General features: G+C 65.2%; 18 protein-coding genes and 2 tRNA genes. 9 read left to right on the forward strand and 11 right to left on the reverse strand.

Translation table 11 applies throughout. The annotated features are described in order from the left end of the window. Nucleotides 1–88 precede the first annotated feature (88 nt). The gene (locus AB0N75_RS04665; RefSeq protein WP_364645802.1) at nt 89–298 is read right to left on the reverse strand and encodes a hypothetical protein; all 210 of its coding nucleotides are present in this window, start codon (nt 296–298) and stop codon (nt 89–91) included. A 144-nt stretch (nt 299–442) separates the two neighbouring features. On the opposite strand from AB0N75_RS04665, the gene AB0N75_RS04670 reads away from it, so the two are divergent. Beyond that, a complete protein-coding gene (locus tag AB0N75_RS04670) occupies nt 443–1210 on the forward strand; it encodes a type 1 glutamine amidotransferase domain-containing protein (protein WP_364645805.1) in 768 nt (255 codons plus the stop codon). Nucleotides 1211–1244: 34 nt separating this feature from the next. Here the strand turns inward: AB0N75_RS04670 and AB0N75_RS04675 are convergent, their stop codons facing one another. After that, nucleotides 1245–1508, reverse strand: coding sequence for a hypothetical protein (locus AB0N75_RS04675; RefSeq protein WP_364645808.1), 264 nt, complete (start codon nt 1506–1508; stop codon nt 1245–1247). A gap of 541 nt (nt 1509–2049) precedes the next feature. Here AB0N75_RS04675 and AB0N75_RS04680 point away from each other — a divergent pair. From AB0N75_RS04680 to AB0N75_RS04690, 3 genes are all read left to right on the forward strand, one after another. Then, nucleotides 2050–3678: a HAMP domain-containing sensor histidine kinase gene (locus tag AB0N75_RS04680; RefSeq protein ID WP_364645811.1), complete on the forward strand. Its 1629-nt coding sequence runs from the start codon at nt 2050–2052 to the stop codon at nt 3676–3678. Between the two features lie 54 nt (nt 3679–3732). Further along, nucleotides 3733–4479, forward strand: coding sequence for a response regulator transcription factor (locus AB0N75_RS04685; protein ID WP_364645814.1), 747 nt, complete (start codon nt 3733–3735; stop codon nt 4477–4479). Between the two features lie 134 nt (nt 4480–4613). Beyond that, nucleotides 4614–4871 carry a hypothetical protein gene (locus AB0N75_RS04690; protein WP_364645817.1) on the forward strand — a complete coding sequence of 86 codons (258 nt, stop codon included), beginning with the start codon at nt 4614–4616 and terminating at the stop codon, nt 4869–4871. 70 nt (nt 4872–4941) lie between these two features. Here the strand turns inward: AB0N75_RS04690 and AB0N75_RS04695 are convergent, their stop codons facing one another. Further along, on the reverse strand, nt 4942–5241 hold the full coding sequence (locus tag AB0N75_RS04695; protein WP_364645997.1) for a rhodanese-like domain-containing protein: 300 nt from the start codon (nt 5239–5241) through the stop codon (nt 4942–4944). Nucleotides 5242–5775: 534 nt separating this feature from the next. Here AB0N75_RS04695 and AB0N75_RS04700 point away from each other — a divergent pair. Next, on the forward strand, nt 5776–6861 hold the full coding sequence (locus AB0N75_RS04700; protein WP_364645820.1) for a M20/M25/M40 family metallo-hydrolase: 1086 nt from the start codon (nt 5776–5778) through the stop codon (nt 6859–6861). A 167-nt stretch (nt 6862–7028) separates the two neighbouring features. Here the strand turns inward: AB0N75_RS04700 and AB0N75_RS04705 are convergent. Together AB0N75_RS04705 and AB0N75_RS04710 are read right to left on the reverse strand one after the other, a co-directional pair. Beyond that, nucleotides 7029–7118: transfer RNA gene (locus AB0N75_RS04705), tRNA-Ser, on the reverse strand. A 61-nt stretch (nt 7119–7179) separates the two neighbouring features. Beyond that, nucleotides 7180–7659, reverse strand: coding sequence for a nucleoside deaminase (locus AB0N75_RS04710; protein ID WP_364645823.1), 480 nt, complete (start codon nt 7657–7659; stop codon nt 7180–7182). Nucleotides 7660–7720: 61 nt separating this feature from the next. Here AB0N75_RS04710 and upp point away from each other — a divergent pair, with 61 nt between their 5' ends. Both upp and AB0N75_RS04720 read left to right on the forward strand, forming a co-directional pair. After that, nucleotides 7721–8356, forward strand: coding sequence for a uracil phosphoribosyltransferase (gene upp, locus AB0N75_RS04715; RefSeq protein ID WP_127513313.1), 636 nt, complete (start codon nt 7721–7723; stop codon nt 8354–8356). A gap of 685 nt (nt 8357–9041) precedes the next feature. Beyond that, the gene (locus tag AB0N75_RS04720; protein ID WP_364645826.1) at nt 9042–9899 is read left to right on the forward strand and encodes a winged helix-turn-helix domain-containing protein; all 858 of its coding nucleotides are present in this window, start codon (nt 9042–9044) and stop codon (nt 9897–9899) included. A 93-nt stretch (nt 9900–9992) separates the two neighbouring features. Here AB0N75_RS04720 and AB0N75_RS04725 read toward each other — a convergent pair whose 3' ends face one another. Then, a complete protein-coding gene (locus AB0N75_RS04725) occupies nt 9993–11444 on the reverse strand; it encodes an NAD(P)/FAD-dependent oxidoreductase (protein WP_364645829.1) in 1452 nt (483 codons plus the stop codon). A 56-nt stretch (nt 11445–11500) separates the two neighbouring features. Between AB0N75_RS04725 and AB0N75_RS04730 the strand changes: the two genes are divergently transcribed. Continuing rightward, nucleotides 11501–12022, forward strand: coding sequence for a histidine phosphatase family protein (locus AB0N75_RS04730; RefSeq protein ID WP_364645832.1), 522 nt, complete (start codon nt 11501–11503; stop codon nt 12020–12022). A gap of 70 nt (nt 12023–12092) precedes the next feature. On the opposite strand, the gene AB0N75_RS04735 is transcribed toward AB0N75_RS04730, so the two are convergent. From AB0N75_RS04735 to AB0N75_RS04755, 5 genes are all read right to left on the reverse strand, one after another. After that, entirely contained in the window at nt 12093–12284 is a 192-nt protein-coding gene (locus tag AB0N75_RS04735; RefSeq protein WP_364645999.1) for a helix-turn-helix transcriptional regulator, read from the reverse strand. Continuing rightward, nucleotides 12284–12748 carry a hypothetical protein gene (locus AB0N75_RS04740; RefSeq protein WP_364645835.1) on the reverse strand — a complete coding sequence of 155 codons (465 nt, stop codon included), beginning with the start codon at nt 12746–12748 and terminating at the stop codon, nt 12284–12286. The genes AB0N75_RS04735 and AB0N75_RS04740 overlap by 1 nt, the downstream gene beginning before the upstream one ends. A 167-nt stretch (nt 12749–12915) precedes the next feature. Beyond that, nucleotides 12916–13803: an RNA polymerase sigma-70 factor gene (locus AB0N75_RS04745; RefSeq protein WP_364645838.1), complete on the reverse strand. Its 888-nt coding sequence runs from the start codon at nt 13801–13803 to the stop codon at nt 12916–12918. After that, the gene (locus tag AB0N75_RS04750) at nt 13800–14351 is read right to left on the reverse strand and encodes a carboxymuconolactone decarboxylase family protein (RefSeq protein ID WP_364645841.1); all 552 of its coding nucleotides are present in this window, start codon (nt 14349–14351) and stop codon (nt 13800–13802) included. The genes AB0N75_RS04745 and AB0N75_RS04750 overlap by 4 nt, the downstream gene beginning before the upstream one ends. A gap of 127 nt (nt 14352–14478) precedes the next feature. Further along, a tRNA-Arg gene (locus AB0N75_RS04755) sits at nt 14479–14555 on the reverse strand. Between the two features lie 315 nt (nt 14556–14870). Between AB0N75_RS04755 and AB0N75_RS04760 the strand changes: the two genes are divergently transcribed. Then, entirely contained in the window at nt 14871–16709 is a 1839-nt protein-coding gene (locus AB0N75_RS04760) for a phosphoenolpyruvate carboxykinase (GTP) (protein ID WP_364645844.1), read from the forward strand. Nucleotides 16710–16732: the final 23 nt, after the last annotated feature.

Raw genomic sequence — 16732 nt, forward strand, 5'->3', positions numbered from 1 at the left:
ATGGACAGAGCAGGTGCCACCCGGATCCGAGCAGTAAAAACCCCGCCGGCCGTGAGGGCTGGCGGGGTCTCTTGTTCGCTGCTGGTCGCTAGACCGCCCGCTGGTGAACGGATACGGACCCATCGGCCGGCACCTCGACGGGTTGACCCACTCCCTGCAGGTAAACCAGGAACCCCTTGCCGTCCTCGGTCCGGCGGAAAGCCGCCAGGGCACCTACGTACTCGTCCCCGTTGGCTTTAGTCACCGAAACGACGCGGCCGATAGTGGTCGGCTTCAAGGTCTTGCCTGGGTCGCCCACGTTCTTACCTCCTGTACCGCACGGACTGTGATGAACCAAGGCTACGCCCGCTGCGCGCGGTCTCCACCGATCATTCGTCGCGGAGTCACCCGATGGCCGGACAGGACGGGGCGTAGGGTGGAAGTCGGACGAAAGGAGCACTTCATGAAGAAAATCCTCATGGTTCTGACCAGCGTTTCCGAGATCGGCGATACCGGAGAGAAAACCGGGTACAACGTGGCCGAGGCAGCACGTCCCTGGAAAGTCTTCAAGGATTCCGGGCATTTCGTCGACTTCGCGTCCATCCAGGGAGGCCAGCCCCCGCAGGACGAGGTGGACTCGGATGATCCCATCCAAGTTGCCTTCACGAAGGACGAGGCCACGAGAGCCGGCCTCTACAACACTGCCCGCGTCGACGTCGTTAATCCCGACCAGTACGACGCCGTCTTCCTCGTCGGAGGCCACGGCACCATGTGGGACTTCCCGGACAGCGAGGGTCTGCAGAACCTGGTGGCCAGCATCTATGACGCCGGCGGCCTGGTGGGAGCGGTCTGCCACGGACCGGCCGGGCTTGTGAACGTAGAACTGGCCAACGGGCTCCGCCTCGTGGAGGGCCGAAAAGTGGCCGCCTTCACCAACGACGAGGAAGTCGCCGCAGGCAAGGACAAGGTCATCCCGTTCTTTTTGGCTGACCGACTAGAGGAACAGGGCGCTACCCACGTCTTTGCCGATGTCTTTGAGGAAAAGGTCGTGGTTGACGACCGCCTGGTGACCGGCCAGAACCCTGCCTCAGCTGCTGGCGTGGCCAAGGAGATGGAGAAGCTCTTCGCAAAGGTTATTCATCAGGAAAAGACCGAGGAACAACACGAGACGGAGGCCCTGCGCGCCGAGAAGAACGCCAAGAAGGCTGTTGCGGAAGGCACCGAGCACTAACACCCACCGTGCGCCAACTCGTGGACAGGTGTTTCTATGCGTAGAACTCGAAGCGCGGTTCGCCCTGGACGCCGGCTCGCTGGATAGCATCCTTTAGTTCCGGGAGTGTCGTGAAGGCGCGAGCCTGGTCGACTGAATCGAAGTAGTGGAGCACGAGTACGTTATTCGGGTCATCGACCATGCGGTGCACGGACTCCCTGGTTACTCCGGCGGATTTCTGCAGGTCTGCCACTGAATCGTAGACCTCTCGCCACGCGTCGTAGTTGGCAACGCGGTGCAGTATGAGTAAGAGTGCCATGGCGAACTCCAAAGATCAGATTGGATTGGTGCATGTGGTCCACGAGAGTGGACGTTGCTGGACAAGATCAAGCTACGCGCGTGCAGCCATTCCCGGAAGATGACTTCAGTTGCCTTCGGCAGAGACCGCGGTTTGGCCGTTGACAGCTGAACCACAGGTTGGACACAGCCTCTCGCAACGGAGCGACCCAATGATGGGTGCAGGCGCGCCGAGGGCCCTCGGCGGGTGACTTCGAGCCCACCGCAAAGGAATCAACCATGACTACAGACAAGCAGCCGGCGCCGGCCGCGTTCCGGCAACCCGAGCAGCGTCCGTGGTTCGTCCTGGCCACGGCCGTGGTAACCGTGGTGTAGGCCTCGCTGGTACTCCCGTGGGTGAAGCGGATAGCACCAAACGTCTTCCAGCGGCGGGGGCCGCTGTAACCATTCCGGCGCGGCTGCCGCGCAGGTACTATTCGAGACAGGCCGCAGGAGAACGACTGATTGTTTCGCAGCCGGGCCACGTCCTACCAGTTCACGACGACCTGTGAGAGAAACAGCCGATGCGGAATGTCAAGGTACCGCCCTTCCCGTCGACGGCTCCGCAGCTGCCCCCGACCGGGTCAGCCAAGATGGACTGGTCCTGGGCGGGAGCCAACACCGGCGGATCTGTGGCTGGATCCGGTGCAGCGCAGCGTAAGGGACGCGGCCCACACCGGGGCAGCCCGCTTAAGTCCTGGCCGCTGCGCGCCAAACTTCTGCTGGCCACGCTGACGCTGCTGGCCATCATGTCCGCGACGGTGGGTGTTGTCGGGTATGGGGTCATGAGCGTTTATCTGACAGGTCAGTTAAACCAGCAGCTCGAGGAAGCCTCGAACCGCGCCATCCGCTTCGGGATGCTATTTCGCGGAGCGCCCGAGGCGGACTCCCCAGACCTGCTGAACATTCCCGCACAGGGAGCCGGCACCCTTAACGCCCGTATCCGGGATGGTGAGGTCAGGCGCGCCGCGCTGCTCACGGCAGACGGCCGCAGGCAGAATCTGCCTGCGGGGGACGTTGCAGTCCTCACCACCTTGGCGATAAATGCGCCGCCGACTGACCACCTGCTCTCCGTGGGCAAATACCGTCTGGTTGCCGACAGGGACCCGGAAGACGGCAGCACCATCGTTACCGGACTGCCGCTGGCGGGCAAGGAGAACATCCTGGCTTCCCTGACGGCCACCACCATGATCGTGTCCGGCGCCGGGCTGATCGCCACGGGGCTGCTGGGCATGGTCATCATCCGGCGGACGCTGCGCCCCTTGGAGGACTTGTCCGCCGTCGCCACCCAAGTATCGGAGCTTCCTCTGGATAAGGGCGAAGTCGCCCTGGCCGTTCGAATTCCCCCGGACGCGGCCGTTCCGGAGACGGAGGTGGGCCGGGTGGGCAAGGCCTTCAACCTCATGCTTGACAATGTGGCCAGCGCCCTTGCGGCGCGTCAGCAGAGCGAAACCAATGTCCGGCAGTTTGTGGCTGACGCCAGCCACGAACTGAGGACGCCGCTGGCCTCGATCCGGGGGTATGCCGAGCTGCTCCGGCTCACGGAGACGCTCAGCCCGGACGGCCGGCTGTCCTTGGAGAGAGTCGAGTCCGAGTCCAGGCGGATGACGTCCCTGGTCGAGGACCTGCTGCTGCTGGCGCGACTGGATGAGGGCCATCGGCCGCAGGAAACCGAGGTCGATCTGACCCAGGTCGTGATCGAATCCGTCAGTGACGCCCAAGTCACCGCTCCCGCCCATTCCTGGCGGCTGGAACTGCCCGAAATGCCGGTGACCGTGCGCGGCGACGAGGGCCAGCTCCGGCAGGCGCTCATCAACCTGCTGACCAACGCGCACCGGCACACCGATCCGGGAACGTCGGTGGTCACCTCACTGTCCCAGGATCCGGGCGGCGGCGCCGTCGTCACCGTCGCCGACAATGGACGCGGCATCGAATCCGATTTCATCGACCGGATCTTTTCACGCTTTACCAGGCCGGATGCCGCCCGCTCGGGCGGCACGCACGGACTGGGTCTGTCGATCGCGGCGGCCATTGTCGCTGCGCACGGTGGTCGCCTTGGCGTGCGCAGCAGGCCGGGCGAAACCGAATTCACCATCCGCCTTCCCGGCCCCGAGCCGGGTCCCCGGCCCACAATCCTGACGGATACCCCCTGACCAGGCCGGCGCTCTTGGCTGGCATCCGGAACCACGACGGTGAAAGGCATGCACATGAACGAGAACCCCACACACTCCTTTGTGGACAGCCTCCCCCGGTTGCGGCACCCGGATGGAATGCCGATACGCGCACTCGTAGTGGATGATGAGGCAAGTCTCGCCGAGTTGGTCAGCCTGGGCCTGCGGATGATCGGCTGGGACGTGTCCGTGGCGGCCGACGGCGACGCGGCGATCCGCCTCGCCCGCGAACGCCGCCCCGATGTCCTAGTGCTCGACGTCATGATGCCCGGAATCGACGGAGTCGCGGCGCTTGGCCGGATCCGTGCCTTCGCGCCGGACGTGCCCGCGCTGTTCCTCACCGCAAGGGATGCAGTCCCTGACCGGATCGCAGGTCTGGCCGCCGGAGCTGACGACTACGTCACAAAGCCCTTCAGCCTGGAAGAGGTGATGCTCCGGCTGCACCGGCTCGTCCAGCGATCCGGCGCAGCCGCGGCGAATAGCTCGACGCTGGTGGTCGGAGATCTGACCCTGAATCTGGATACCCGGGAAGTCATCCGCGCCGGGGAAGATCTCCAGCTCACCGCCACCCAGTTCGAACTGCTCCGGTTCCTGATGGAGAATCCCCGCCGCGTGGTGAGCAAGGCGCAGATTCTGAACCGGGTCTGGGACTACGACTTCGGCGGCCAAGCCAACGTCGTGGAACTGTACATTTCCTACCTTCGCAAGAAGATCGACGTCGACCGTGAGCCGATGATTCACACCGTCCGCGGTGCCGGCTACGTCATCAAACCGGCAAACTGACTCCGGCATCGGCCCAGACAAATCAAGCCTCAGACCTTTCACAGCGGGTTCATAGTCAGCCTGCTTAAGGTCGGAATCAATAGGTCGCAAACACTCAGTGACTGACGTCGACTGATGGGGAGGGGTGTCAAAACGTGGCTAATGACGATCTTTTCGCGACAGCTACCGTCACCACATTGGTGATCCGTGTCTGGCATGAAGCGAACAACGACGGCTTTCGTGCCCGAATGATCACCACTTCACGTCGGGGCAAGAACTCGGTGATTGTAGCGACGTCAGAGCCTGGACGTGTATTGAGCGTGGCCGCTGAATGGCTCTCCGGCCTTCAGCCAGAGGCAACTGCAGCAGCCATTCCTGGACACAGCCTCACCTCGGACTCAGTTCGAAAATGACAACCTCTTAAGCAGGGCAAGCCTTCGATACGCAATCCGCGGTTCTAGGAGTGGATGTAGGGCAGGCAAGTCATTTAGTCCGCCTGCTTGCCAGCGCTGCCCAAGCTTGGAAACCGCCGATCAGGTCGGTCGCCCGGGTCAGCCCCAGCCGTTGCAGGGTGTGGGCAGCGAGGCTGGAACTGTAGCCCTCATTGCAGACGACCACGATCCGGCGAGCGGGGTCGTCAGCGATCGGGAGCCGGTGGGGGCTGGAAGGATCGAGCCGCCACTCGAGAACGTTTCGGTCAATGACGACCGCTCCCGGAAGGTCACCGTCGCGGTCTCGCTGATCGACCGGCCGTGTGTCAATAACGAGCGCGCCCGCTGCCATCTCCTGCTCAAGATCCGCAGCGTGAACACGCTCAAGCCCGCTGCGGCTCTCAAGTAGCAATTGGTCGATCGTCAGAGTCCTGGAGGAGCCGCTGGGGCCTGAACCGCGGGGGCAGGCCGCGGCGCCGTCGTCGGAGATATGACACTGCTCCACCGTTTTCCTCGCTTTGCCTGCTGAGCGGTCGGTCGATCCACTATGAAGCGAAATGATGGGCTACTTTGGGCGTCAATTTCAAGGGCATGGCGGGAGCCAGGTCAAAGGGAGACGCGATTGAGATTCCAGCAGGGAGACCCTCACCTATGAGCCTTCCCGCCGTCGTTGCCGGCCAGTTCCATAGCTTTTTCACAGTTTGGCCACAGTAGGGTCTTATGGCCCGGCCCGACAGTGGAGGTATTGCAAGCAACTTGTTAGGTCCCATCGTCCGCACCACGGTGGAACAACGGCTCCGCCCGCCGGTTCCGCTGCGGAGTCGACGGGGGCCGGGTCTGCCGGACAAGCGACCTGCGTCCAGGACGCAGGATTGGGGGAGTCGACATGCGACGTGCAGAATCCGTTCCGCGGCGTTTCCAGAATCATCCTGATCAACGCACCCGCCTACGGGCCGCTGCGCTGTGCGCGGCACTGATCGGCGGCGTTGCCGCCTGTGCGGACGAGCCGCGGACGCCGGTGCAGGTGGAGGCCCCGCCGGACCCTGCAGTCGTGCGCGAGGTGGTGGAGCCCAGCGGGTTGACGCGGCATCTGGAGGCGTTGCAGGCGGCGGCGGATGCGAACGGCGGGAACCGGGCCGATGCCACCGGGGGTTATGAGGCATCAGCGGCCTACGTCGAGGAGCAGTTGCGCGCGGCGGGGTACGAGCCTCGGCGGCAGGAGTTCAGCTATGGTCGGCGCAACCCCGTGGACGCATTCAACATCCTGGCCGATACAGGCAGCGGCTCGGGAGGCGTGTTGGTGCTCGGCGCGCACCTGGACTCGGTCGAGGAAGGACCCGGACTGAACGACAACGGCAGCGGGGTGGCCGCGGTGCTCGAGGTCGCGCTCAGGCTCGCGGAGCAGGGTGCTGTGTCGCGGGATCGGATCCGGTTCGCGTTCTGGGGCGGCGAAGAGGACGGAATGCACGGCTCGGAGCACTACGTCGAGGAGCTCTCGCGCGCGGAGTCCGCTGCGCACGTCGCGTACCTTAACGTGGACGTGGTCGGCTCACCGAACGCGGTGGCGTACGTCTACGACGGCGATGGCTCGGACACCGAGGAGGCCGGGCCCGAGGGATCGGGCGCCGTCGAACAAGTCTTAGTGGACATCCTGCGTGCCGATGGGGTCGAGGCGCTGCCGTTCGGGTTCATCGAGGACTCGGACTACGACGCTTTCGTGCAGGGCGGTATCCCGGCCGGGGGCCTGTTCACCGGCGACGCGGGGACCAAGAGCGAGGCAGAGGCGCTCACGTTCGGCGGGCAGGCCGGGGAACAGTACGACGAGTGCTACCACGAGGCCTGCGACACCATCGAGAACGTGGACATGACCGTGCTGGAACAGATGACCGAAACGCTCATGAGCGCGACGGTCTCGCTCGGCGGCATCGAGGACGGCCTCGCCCTGGGCACGGCAACCGAGGGCGCCGGCTGAGCCGCTTGCATGTGCGGGTCGGCGTGGCGAAGGATCCGTGAAACCTTCGCCCAAGAGACCAGCTGGACGGATCTCCGTTACAACTGTGCAGCTGCCATGGAGTTTGGAAGGCAAAGGCAAAGGCCCCGGTTCCCTTTGTTTACAAGGGAATCCGGGGCCTTCTTAGCTGGCGGTGACGGTGGGATTTGAACCCACGTTGGCTGTTACACCAAACAACATTTCGAGTGTTGCACCTTCGGCCGCTCGGACACGTCACCAACGCGTCAACTTTACCCGGTGTTGGGCCTGAGCCCCAAAACGGTGAGGCCGAGGGCCTTGTCAGAGGGGGAGATCGCCGCGGTGGCCCGCAAAGAAGGCCCGCAGCATGGCGGCGGACTCGTCGGCCCGGACCTCGGGGTAGACCTCCACCCAGTGGTTCAACCGCCGCTCCCGCAGGATGTCGAAGACGCTGCCGGCGGCGCCGGCCTTTTCGTCCCAGGCGCCGAAGACCACCGTAGGGATCCGGGCCAGCACAGTGGCACCGGCGCACATGGCGCATGGCTCCAGGGTGACCACCAGGGTGCAGCCGTCCAGCCGCCACGTTCCGAGCTTTCGGGCTGCTTCCCGAATGGCCACCATCTCGGCATGGCCGGTGGGGTCGTGGAGCGCCTCCCGTTCGTTGCGTCCGGAACCCAGCACCCCGCCGTCGGGCCCCACCACCACCGCGCCGATCGGGACATCGAAGGTTTCCAGCGCGAGGCGGGCCTGGTCCAGGGCAAGGCCCATCCAGTGGTGGTGCTGCGGATCAATCGGGCCCATGCCACCATTCTGGCAGGCCCGATGTTTGTCCCTGCTATCCGGCTGCCGGTAGTTTTATGTGATGCGCGTACTCGAAGTGGACCATCCTCTTGTTGCCCACAAACTCACCGTTCTCCGCGACAAGACCACTCCGTCGCCCGTCTTCCGCCAACTCACCGAAGAGTTGGTGACCCTGCTTGCCTACGAGGCAACCCGCGAGGTCCGCACCGAGCCGGTGGAGATCGAGACGCCGGTGACCCGGACCATCGGCACCGCGTTTACCAAGCCCACCCCGCTGGTGGTGCCGATCCTGCGCGCCGGCCTCGGCATGCTCGAGGGGATGACCAAGCTGGTGCCGACCGCCGAAGTCGGGTTCCTGGGCATGGCCCGCAACGAGGAAACCCTGGACGTGATCACCTACGCCGAGCGGCTGCCGGCCGACCTCACCGGACGCCAAGTGTTCGTGCTGGATCCGATGCTGGCCACCGGCGGTACGCTGCGCGAAGCCATCAAGTTCCTCTTTGCCCGGGGCGCCGCCGACGTGACCTGCATCTGCCTGCTCGCCGCTCCCGAAGGGCTGCAGGCGCTGCGCGACGAGCTGGAGGACACCAACGTCTCCATCGTGGTCGCCTCCATCGACGAGAGGCTGAATGAGAAGGCCTACATCGTGCCCGGACTCGGCGATGCCGGCGACCGGCTCTACGGCGTGGCCGGCTGACCACTGGCCGACTGGGCCGGGACTCTGGCCGGACGCCCCCGGCCGCCTGACCACCGGCCGCCTGGCTCTAGCCGGATGCCCCCTCCGGCCACCTGACCACCGGCTGACTGGCCTCTGGGCGGCTGCCCTGGACGAAAAGCGCGGGCCAGCGCTGCCGGTGCACATGCGGTTGCGGCCAGCGTCGCCGGTGCCCCAGCCTCCCACCTGCGCACTCGCGCACGATGTGTGTCCACATTTTGGACACCTTGCGAACGCAAGCGTTTTCGTCCTACTTCGCCCGCATTGCGCCCATTGGGCCTTACTCGTGAATATTTATGCGGCTAAAGCCTGAAGCATCCACTTTGGATTCATATTTATTCACCCCTCTTGCTGTGATCCCCCACACAAAACGGGCATTTCATCTCACTATGTGAGATAAGCAGGCTTATATTACTTGCACGTAAGCTTTGTTACGAGGAAACTCATGGTTGTGAACAACAACGCAACAGCATCTGCAGCCGCAGCCTTCAGTTACGGGGTGTCTCCCGGCGGACTGATGGACTGTTGCCGAATGCAGGCCTAACTCACCACCCCCAGAGTTATCCAGGCAATTCAACTGTCCAATGGCGGGCGCCAGAAACACATCCCGTGCGGGCATGCCATGCATTCGCGCCGCGATGACGGCCATTCACACATGAGGTTCTCAATGTCAGTTTCATCCGGATACGTCCACATCTCCGTCCGCAACGCACAGAACCGTGCGGCCGCCGCCCAGCGCCAGGCCTCCGGGGCGCACCAGCAGTTCGCCGGGCAGCCGCACCAAGGTGAGCAGCCCTACCGCGTGCTGCGTGCGGTTCCGGGCCAGTACGACGCCGGTGCCGCCAATCCGACCACGGCACCGACTCCCGTGGTCACCCCCAATGGAATTCCGGGCCCGCAGGCCGTCTCCAACGACACCGTTGCCCGCGGGTTTGTTCTCTACGTGGGCCTCGACGAGGAGGCCGCCGCTGCCCAGGGAACCACGCTGAGCAAGCTGGCCGCACAGGTCCGCGCTTATGTGCAGTCGCTTGCCGCAGATGCCCAGACCCACGGGGCGGTAGCCCTCGCCCCGGCCGACGCCCCGGGCGAGAACATCGACGTGGTCCGCCAAGCCCTCGGCGACCCCACCGTCAGCCGCCGTCCGCGCACCCCGGCCGTGGAGATCCAGCGCCAGCCGCAGCAGGCTTCGCATGCCAGCAGGCCCAGCGGCGTGCTGATCGATCTGTCCCGCCGCGAGGTGCACCTGGACGGCGAGACCCTGAACCTGACGTTCAAGGAATTCGAACTGCTCAACTACCTGGTGGAGAACGCCACCCGGACCGTGGGCCGCGAAGAGCTGCTCTCCGGACTGTGGAAGAACGCCGAGGAAGTTCCAAACGAGCGCACCATCGATGTGCACATCCGCCGGCTCCGGTCGAAGCTGGGGCGCTTGGCCAACACCGTCCGCACCGTACGCGGCCAGGGCTACCGGTTCTACGAGCACCCGGAAGTAGTCGTCTGGGCTGCGCCGGAGTACTCGATCTAGTTTTTCTCGCCTTTTGCACCCCGGCCCCCGAATTCCTCGGGAGCCGGGGTGCTTTGTTGTCTCTGCATCTCTACGCCGCTCCAGCAGTCGGGGCTACAGGCCGTATTTTTCGAGCAGGCGGAGCCAGACTTCGCTGATGGTGGGGTAGGAGGGGACGGCGTGCCAGAGTCGGTCCAGCGGGACTTGGCCGACCACGGCGATGGTGGCCGCGTGCAGCAGTTCGCCGACGCCGGGGCCCGCGAAGGTCATGCCCACGATCACCTTGCGCTCCTCGTCCACCACCATCTGCGCCCAGCCCTGGTAGCCGTCGGCGTAGAGCGAGGAGCCGGCGACGGCGATCGGCAGTTCGGTGGTCGAGATGTTCAGCCCGCGCTCCTTGGCTTGGGCTTCGGTCAGGCCGATGAAAGCGAGCTCCGGGTCGGTGAAAACCACTGAGGGCACCGCCGCGTCGTCGGCCGTGCTGGCATAGCGGCTCCACGGTTCCGGATCGCCGTCCAGCCCGCCGGCGGCGCGGGCCGAGATCGCCTCTCCGGTGGCGCGGGCCTGGTATTTGCCCTGGTGGGTCAGCTGCGCCTTGCCGGCCGCATCGCCCACCGCGTAGAGCCAGCCGCCGTCCACGCCGGCGACCCGGCCGCTGGCGTCCACGCCGAGGTGCTTCGGATCCAGACCCAGCCCCTCGAGGCCGAGCCCGGCCAGGGCCGGATGCCGTCCGCTGGAGACCAGCAGTTTGGCTCCGGTGACCGTGTCCGCCGTCCCTGTCTCCCCGTCCGAACCCGCCGCAGCCAGCGAAAGGGTGACTCCGCCGTCGTGCGCATCCGCACGGGAGGTGGCGGTGTGCAGGCAAACCCGCACCCCGTCGCGGCGCAAGCCGGCTTCCACCAGGCGCCGGGCCGGTTCGGGAAACTTCGCCAGCAAATCACCGCGGGCCACCAGCATGACGTCGGTGCCCAGCCGGGCGTAGGCCTGGGCCAACTCGCAGCCGGAGACGCCGCCGCCCAGCACCAGCAGGCTCTCCGGAACCTCCCGGGCGGAAGTGGCCTCGCGGGTTCCCCAGAACTCGATCCCATCCAAGCCCTCCACCCGCGGCACCGTGGGGACGGATCCGGTGGCCAGCACGACGGCGTGGCGCACGGCGATGCGGGTCTGCGTCCCGTCGTCGTCCGTCACTGTCACTTCCCGCGCACCGCTGAGTGTGGCGGTGCCGCGGATCAATTCGATGCCCGCCCCGTCCACCCACTTCACCTGGGAGGAGTCGTCCCAGTTGGAGGTGAACGAATCCCGGCGCGACAGCACCGCGGCTGCATCCAGGCCGCCGGTCACGGCCTGGGCGGCGCCCTGGACGCTGCGGGCGGCCTGCAGCAGCGTGCCGGGGCGAAGCAGCGCCTTGGAGGGCATGCAGGCCCAATAGGAGCATTCGCCGCCCACCAGTTCCGATTCCACCAGTATGGTTTTGAGTCCTCCATTGGCGGTGCGCTCCGCCGCGTTCTCGCCGACCGCGCCGGCACCAATCACCACAACGTCCGCTTCGAGTGTTTGCTCAGGCATGTGCCGAGCCTTGCACCGCGTCGTAGCGCTGGCAAGGGGGCTACTACACTCGTGGTGTGAACGACCACCACCTGAAGAAGCTGATGATCATGCGCCACGCCAAGGCCGCGTGGCCGCTGGGGGTGGAGGACCATGAGCGGCCGCTGGCCAAGCGCGGGCACGACGAGGCGCCGCTGATCGGGCGCTGGATGGTGGAGCACGGCTCCATTCCGGACTTCATCCTGTGCTCGTCGGCACTGCGGACCCGGCAGACCTGCACCTGGGTGTGCAATGAGCTGGGGGAGAAGGCGCCGACGCCCATGCTTTCCGACGAACTGTATGACTCGCCGGGGGCCCGCGTGCTGTCCGAGATCAACCAACTGCCGGACACGATCACCTCGCTGCTGGTAGTGGCGCACATGCCGGCGGTGCAGGATCTGGCGATGCGTCTGGCGTCGGTGGACTCGGACGAGGAGGCCGTGATGGATATGGCCACCCACTACCCGACGTCCGGGCTGACGGTGCTCCAGCATGCCAAGAGCTGGGCCGAACTGGACGGACGCGACGCAGCGGTCACCAACTTCGTGGTGTTGCGCTAACTCCGCTTCCGCCCGATCGACCGCTCAGAGGCGGGTTCATCCGCATCGGCTTGATGAGGGACTGCCACAGTCATTGAGGTGTGAACAGGTCTTCGATACTGCATTGGAAGACGGCCGCGATCCTGAACGCGACTGGTAACGATGGGTCGTACCGGCCCTTCTCGATGGAGATGATGGTCTGACGCGATACTCCAAGTTCATCGGCCAAACGCTGCTGCGACCAACCTAACTTTTGGCGGTGCTGTGGAAGCGTGTTCTGCATCAGGCAGCGGATTTCTTCAGCCACAGGTAGCGCGCTGCGAAGTCGAGCATGGCAAAAAGCACCACCGCGGAGAGAATCCAGCCGATTGGCGCTTCGAGTCCCGTGAAGGAGAACCCGGCGGCGCCCAGCCCGCCAACTACGAGGATGTCTCCGAACGCCCCGCTCGTAGCTTTCTGGTACCACGCGGATTCGATGGAATCGTCCGGCTTGTCGAGCGCTCCAGCAAGAGTTGAGCGGTCAACGAGGACTACCCATCCGAGTGTTGCCGAGACCGGCAGAGTACCGACTACTACGACGGCGAACGCAAGCGTCGGACGCCCTACATCACCCAGCAGCACGAAAAGCCCGCCTAAACCCGCGGAGATGAGTACACCGATCGCCAGCGATGCACTCAACAACGTCGCGGAACCGCCGCCAAAGCGTGCCTGTCCCCATCGACTCCGCGCAATTGTCCTGTCATTCAATGCAGGCTCCCTTTCTGTGGACTGAAGCGCTTTCCGTTGCAGCCCTTCATTGTCAAGGAAGCTTTACAGACAAGTCACCTTTACGTCAAGGTCGCTTTACTGTCGGGACCGCTCGGCTGAAAAGGGTGTTCTCTGGCGGCGGATCGTCCGTGGTTTGGGGCGGGTTGCTAGACGCGGATGTGGCGCAGCTTGTCTGGGTTCCGGACCAGGTAGATCTCCCGGACCAGCCCGCCGTCGATCCTGAAGCTCGCCACCGTATCCACTGCGCCGTCAGCATCGACGGCGACCAGGGCGGGCAGCCCGTTGACCTCGGCCACGTGCAGTTGGAACGGGGTGTCGGGCTTGCTGGTGACACCGAGCAGGAAGCGAAGCACCTTCTCCACCCCCAGAATGGGCCGCAGTGCGGCCGACTTCTGCCCGCCGCCGTCGCTGGTGAGGACGACGTCGGGCGCCAACAGTCCCAGCAGCGGCTCGACCACCCCGGTGCTGGCCGCGCGCAGGAACTGCTCGGTGATCCGCTTGTGCAGGGCCGGATCCACCTGGTTCCTGGCCTGCCGGCTGGCCACATGCGCGCGGGCACGGGACATCAGCTGCCGCACCGCGACCGGAGAGCGGTCCAGCGTGCTGGCGATCTCCGGCGCGGGATAACCGAAGACCTCGCCCAGGATGTAGGCGGCGCGCTCCAGCGGTGAAAGCTGTTCCAGGACCACCAGCATGGCCAGCGACACGTCGTCTGCCAGCACCGCGGCCTCGTCGGGGGCGGGGGCTGCCGAAGTATCCGGCAGGCTGCTGACCGGTTCGGGCAGCCACGGGCCCACGTAGTCTTCCCTGCGCCGCTGTTGCGTGCGGATCTGGTTCAGCGCCAGATTAGTCACCGTCCGCAGCAGGTAGGCACGAGGCTCCCGGACCTCCTCGAGGGGTACCTCGGCAAAGCGCAGCCAGGCCTCCTGGACTACGTCCTCGGCATCCGCCGCGCTGCCCAGCAGTCGGTAGGCCGCACCGAAGAGCAGCCCCCGGTACTGCTGGAACACATCAAGGTTCGACTCCGTCGTCACTTCAGCCTCCAATGCTGCACGTCTCCTTGAAGCCCTGGCTCGTCAGGCCCATGGCGGCATTCACCCTGGAGCGCTGGTTCTCCACGCCAATCAGGTACGTCAGTTCGGCCAGCTGCGCCGGGCCCAGGTTGCCCCAGCCTAACCACAAGTTCATCGGTAACGGACGGCGGCGTGGCCGTCATGGCCTCCGCATATTCCAGCACGTCGCGCTCCGCTTGGTTGTACACGGTGGCCGTGCGCCACTCGGGGACGGACCGAAGCTTGGCCGGATCAACGCCTTGGTGGTGGTACTCCCAGTAGCCAAAGTCCATGCACCAGCTGCACCCGACCGCCGCGGAGGCGCCCATCACCGCCAGTGCACTCAGCGTGGGGGGAACGGAGTGGAGCTTGCCGACGGCGGTTTCGTGGCGCAGCCAGGCGAACAGCACCCGGCGGTTGTGCATCATGGCCAGGCCGGGATCCAGCACCTTGCCGTACTTGCGCTTGCTGTAGCCGGTCATGATCCGCAAGAACAGGCTGGGTTCGTGGTTTAGGGGGATGCGTGCCATGTGGTCCTCCTTGTCGCTTCCCCGGAACCGGGGGGTTGCAAGGAAGACACCGCAGGGCGTCGCTGGTGTGACATGTCGCCAGAGGGCAGAAAAAATGCGGCCCGGTCGGTGACCGGGCCGCATCAGTTGGTGCGCCCAGAGGGATTCGAACCCCCGGCCTTCTGTTCCGTAGACAGACGCTCTATCCAGCTGAGCTATGGGCGCTTGGCCTCGCGGCCGGATACAACTGTAGCGTGTTTACCGGGCGGTCGCCAAATCGAGGGGCCTAGGCCCCGTTCCGGCCTGGAATTCCGCGCTTGTGGGCTGCTGGGGGCCGTCCCACTCGGCCACGACGCCATGTGAACTAGACCGGTCTATATGACCTTAATCACATATTTGACGGCGGTCACATCTAAAATCCCCGGAATCGCGGGGCTCATCCTACTCGACCCCGCCGAGACGGGTTGTCCGGCCCCCGACTGGTCTAGCCGGTGGCCCATAGCATCGATACACACCACTGGCCCAAGAAAGGGATGAGTCATGGGCGATACAACGCGTCAGCCGGTTCTTGAGGAAACACTTGGGGACGCCCCAACTACACATGCAAAGCTTTTGGCCTGGGTTGCCGAAGTTTCCGAGCTGACGCAGCCCGACTCTGTGTATTGGGTGGACGGCTCCGAAGCGGAATACGCACGTCTGACCGACCACCTGGTCGAGGCCGGAACGCTGCAGCGGTTGAACCCCGAGCTGTTCCCGAACTCCTTCGTCGGCTCCTCCGACCCTAAGGACGTCGCCCGCGTTGAAGAGCGGACCTTCATCTGCTCCGAGAAGGAAGCCGACGCCGGGTTCACCAATAACTGGATGGACCCCGCCGAGATGAAGGCGATCCTTACGGAACGCTTCGCCGGCAGCATGCGCGGACGCACCATGTATGTGATCCCGTTCGTCATGGGTCCGCTGGATGCTGAGCAGCCGCAGTTTGGCGTGGAGATCACAGACTCCGCCTACGTGGTCGCCTCCATGCGGATCATGGCCCGGATTGGCACCGATGTGCTGCGCAAGATGGAAGCCGAGGATGCGTTCTTCGTCCCCGCGCTGCATTCCGTCGGCGCCCCGCTGGAGCCCGGCGAGGCGGACGTCGCCTGGCCGTGCAACGAGGAGAAGTGGATTGTGCACTTCCCGGAAGAGCGGTCCATCTGGTCCTACGGCTCCGGCTACGGCGGCAACGCCCTGCTGGGCAAGAAGTGCTACGCCCTGCGCATCGCCTCGGTGATTGCCCGTGACGAAGGCTGGCTGGCCGAGCACATGCTCATCCTCAAGCTCACCAGTCCGGAAGGCAAGGCCTACAACGTCGCCGCCGCTTTCCCCTCTGCTTGCGGCAAGACCAACCTGGCGCTGCTGGATCCCACCGTCGAAGGCTGGAAGGCCGAGACCCTCGGCGATGACATCAACTGGATGCGCATCGGCAAGGAGGGCGAGCTGCGCGGCGTGAACCCGGAGTACGGCCTGTTCGGCGTAGCGCCGGGAACGGGCTGGGGCACCAACCCGAACGCCATGCGCGCCATCGCCAAGGGCAACTCCATCTTCACCAACGTGGCATTGACCGACGACGGCGGTGTCTGGTGGGAGGGCATGACCGAGGAAGTGCCGGCTCACCTCACCGACTGGGAGGGCAACGACTGGACGCCGGATTCCGGCCGTCCCGCCGCGCACCCGAACTCGCGCTTCTGCACGCCGATCTCGCAGATCGACATGCTGGCCCAGGAGTACTACAGCCCGGACGGCGTGGAGATCCACGCGATCCTCTTCGGCGGCCGCCGCAAGACCACCATCCCCCTGGTCACGCAGGCCCGCTCCTGGACCAATGGCATCTTCATGGGCTCCACGCTGTCGTCGGAGACCACCGCGGCTGCATCCGGCGCCGTCGGCGTGGTCCGCCGCGACCCGATGGCCATGCTTCCCTTCATCGGCTACAACGCCGGCGACTACCTCAAGCACTGGGGCACCATCGAGGCCAAGGCCAACCCGGAGCGACTGCCCAAGGTCTTCCTGGTCAACTGGTTCCGCCGCACGGCCGACGGCGGCTTCGCCTGGCCGGGCTTCGGCGAGAACTCCCGCGTGCTCAAGTGGGCCATCGAGCGCATCGAGGGCACCGCGGACGCCAAGGAGACCCCGATTGGGTACATCCCGACCGGCGAGTCGATCGACCTGACCGGACTGGACATGACTCCGGAGCAGGTGGAAGAAGCCGTCAAGGTGGATCCGGCCGAGTGGAAGGAAGAGCTCAAGGGCATCGAGGAGTGGTACGCCCGCTTCGGCGACGCGCTGCCCGACGAACTGGCCGCCGAACTGAAGCAGCTTCAGGCCCGCTTCGCCTGAGCGACTAAACAGCAGCCTCCCCG

It is taken from the genome of Arthrobacter sp. NPDC089319, from assembly GCF_040684925.1.
Taxonomy (GTDB): domain Bacteria; phylum Actinomycetota; class Actinomycetes; order Actinomycetales; family Micrococcaceae; genus Crystallibacter.

Bases quoted from the DNA above. Each gene is read 5' to 3' on its own strand.
- AB0N75_RS04670 (WP_364645805.1), top strand. From the start codon at position 443: ATGAAGAAAATCCTCATGGTTCTGACCAGCGTTTCCGAGATCGGCGAT.
- AB0N75_RS04675 (WP_364645808.1), bottom strand. From the start codon at position 1,508: ATGGCACTCTTACTCATACTGCACCGCGTTGCCAACTACGACGCGTGG.
- AB0N75_RS04680 (WP_364645811.1), top strand. From the start codon at position 2,050: ATGCGGAATGTCAAGGTACCGCCCTTCCCGTCGACGGCTCCGCAGCTG.
- AB0N75_RS04685 (WP_364645814.1), top strand. From the start codon at position 3,733: ATGAACGAGAACCCCACACACTCCTTTGTGGACAGCCTCCCCCGGTTG.
- AB0N75_RS04695 (WP_364645997.1), bottom strand. From the start codon at position 5,241: ATGGCAGCGGGCGCGCTCGTTATTGACACACGGCCGGTCGATCAGCGA.
- AB0N75_RS04700 (WP_364645820.1), top strand. From the start codon at position 5,776: ATGCGACGTGCAGAATCCGTTCCGCGGCGTTTCCAGAATCATCCTGAT.
- AB0N75_RS04710 (WP_364645823.1), bottom strand. From the start codon at position 7,659: ATGGGCCCGATTGATCCGCAGCACCACCACTGGATGGGCCTTGCCCTG.
- upp (WP_127513313.1), top strand. From the start codon at position 7,721: ATGCGCGTACTCGAAGTGGACCATCCTCTTGTTGCCCACAAACTCACC.
- AB0N75_RS04720 (WP_364645826.1), top strand. From the start codon at position 9,042: ATGTCAGTTTCATCCGGATACGTCCACATCTCCGTCCGCAACGCACAG.
- AB0N75_RS04725 (WP_364645829.1), bottom strand. From the start codon at position 11,444: ATGCCTGAGCAAACACTCGAAGCGGACGTTGTGGTGATTGGTGCCGGC.
- AB0N75_RS04735 (WP_364645999.1), bottom strand. From the start codon at position 12,284: ATGCAGAACACGCTTCCACAGCACCGCCAAAAGTTAGGTTGGTCGCAG.
- AB0N75_RS04750 (WP_364645841.1), bottom strand. From the start codon at position 14,351: ATGGCACGCATCCCCCTAAACCACGAACCCAGCCTGTTCTTGCGGATC.
- AB0N75_RS04760 (WP_364645844.1), top strand. From the start codon at position 14,871: ATGGGCGATACAACGCGTCAGCCGGTTCTTGAGGAAACACTTGGGGAC.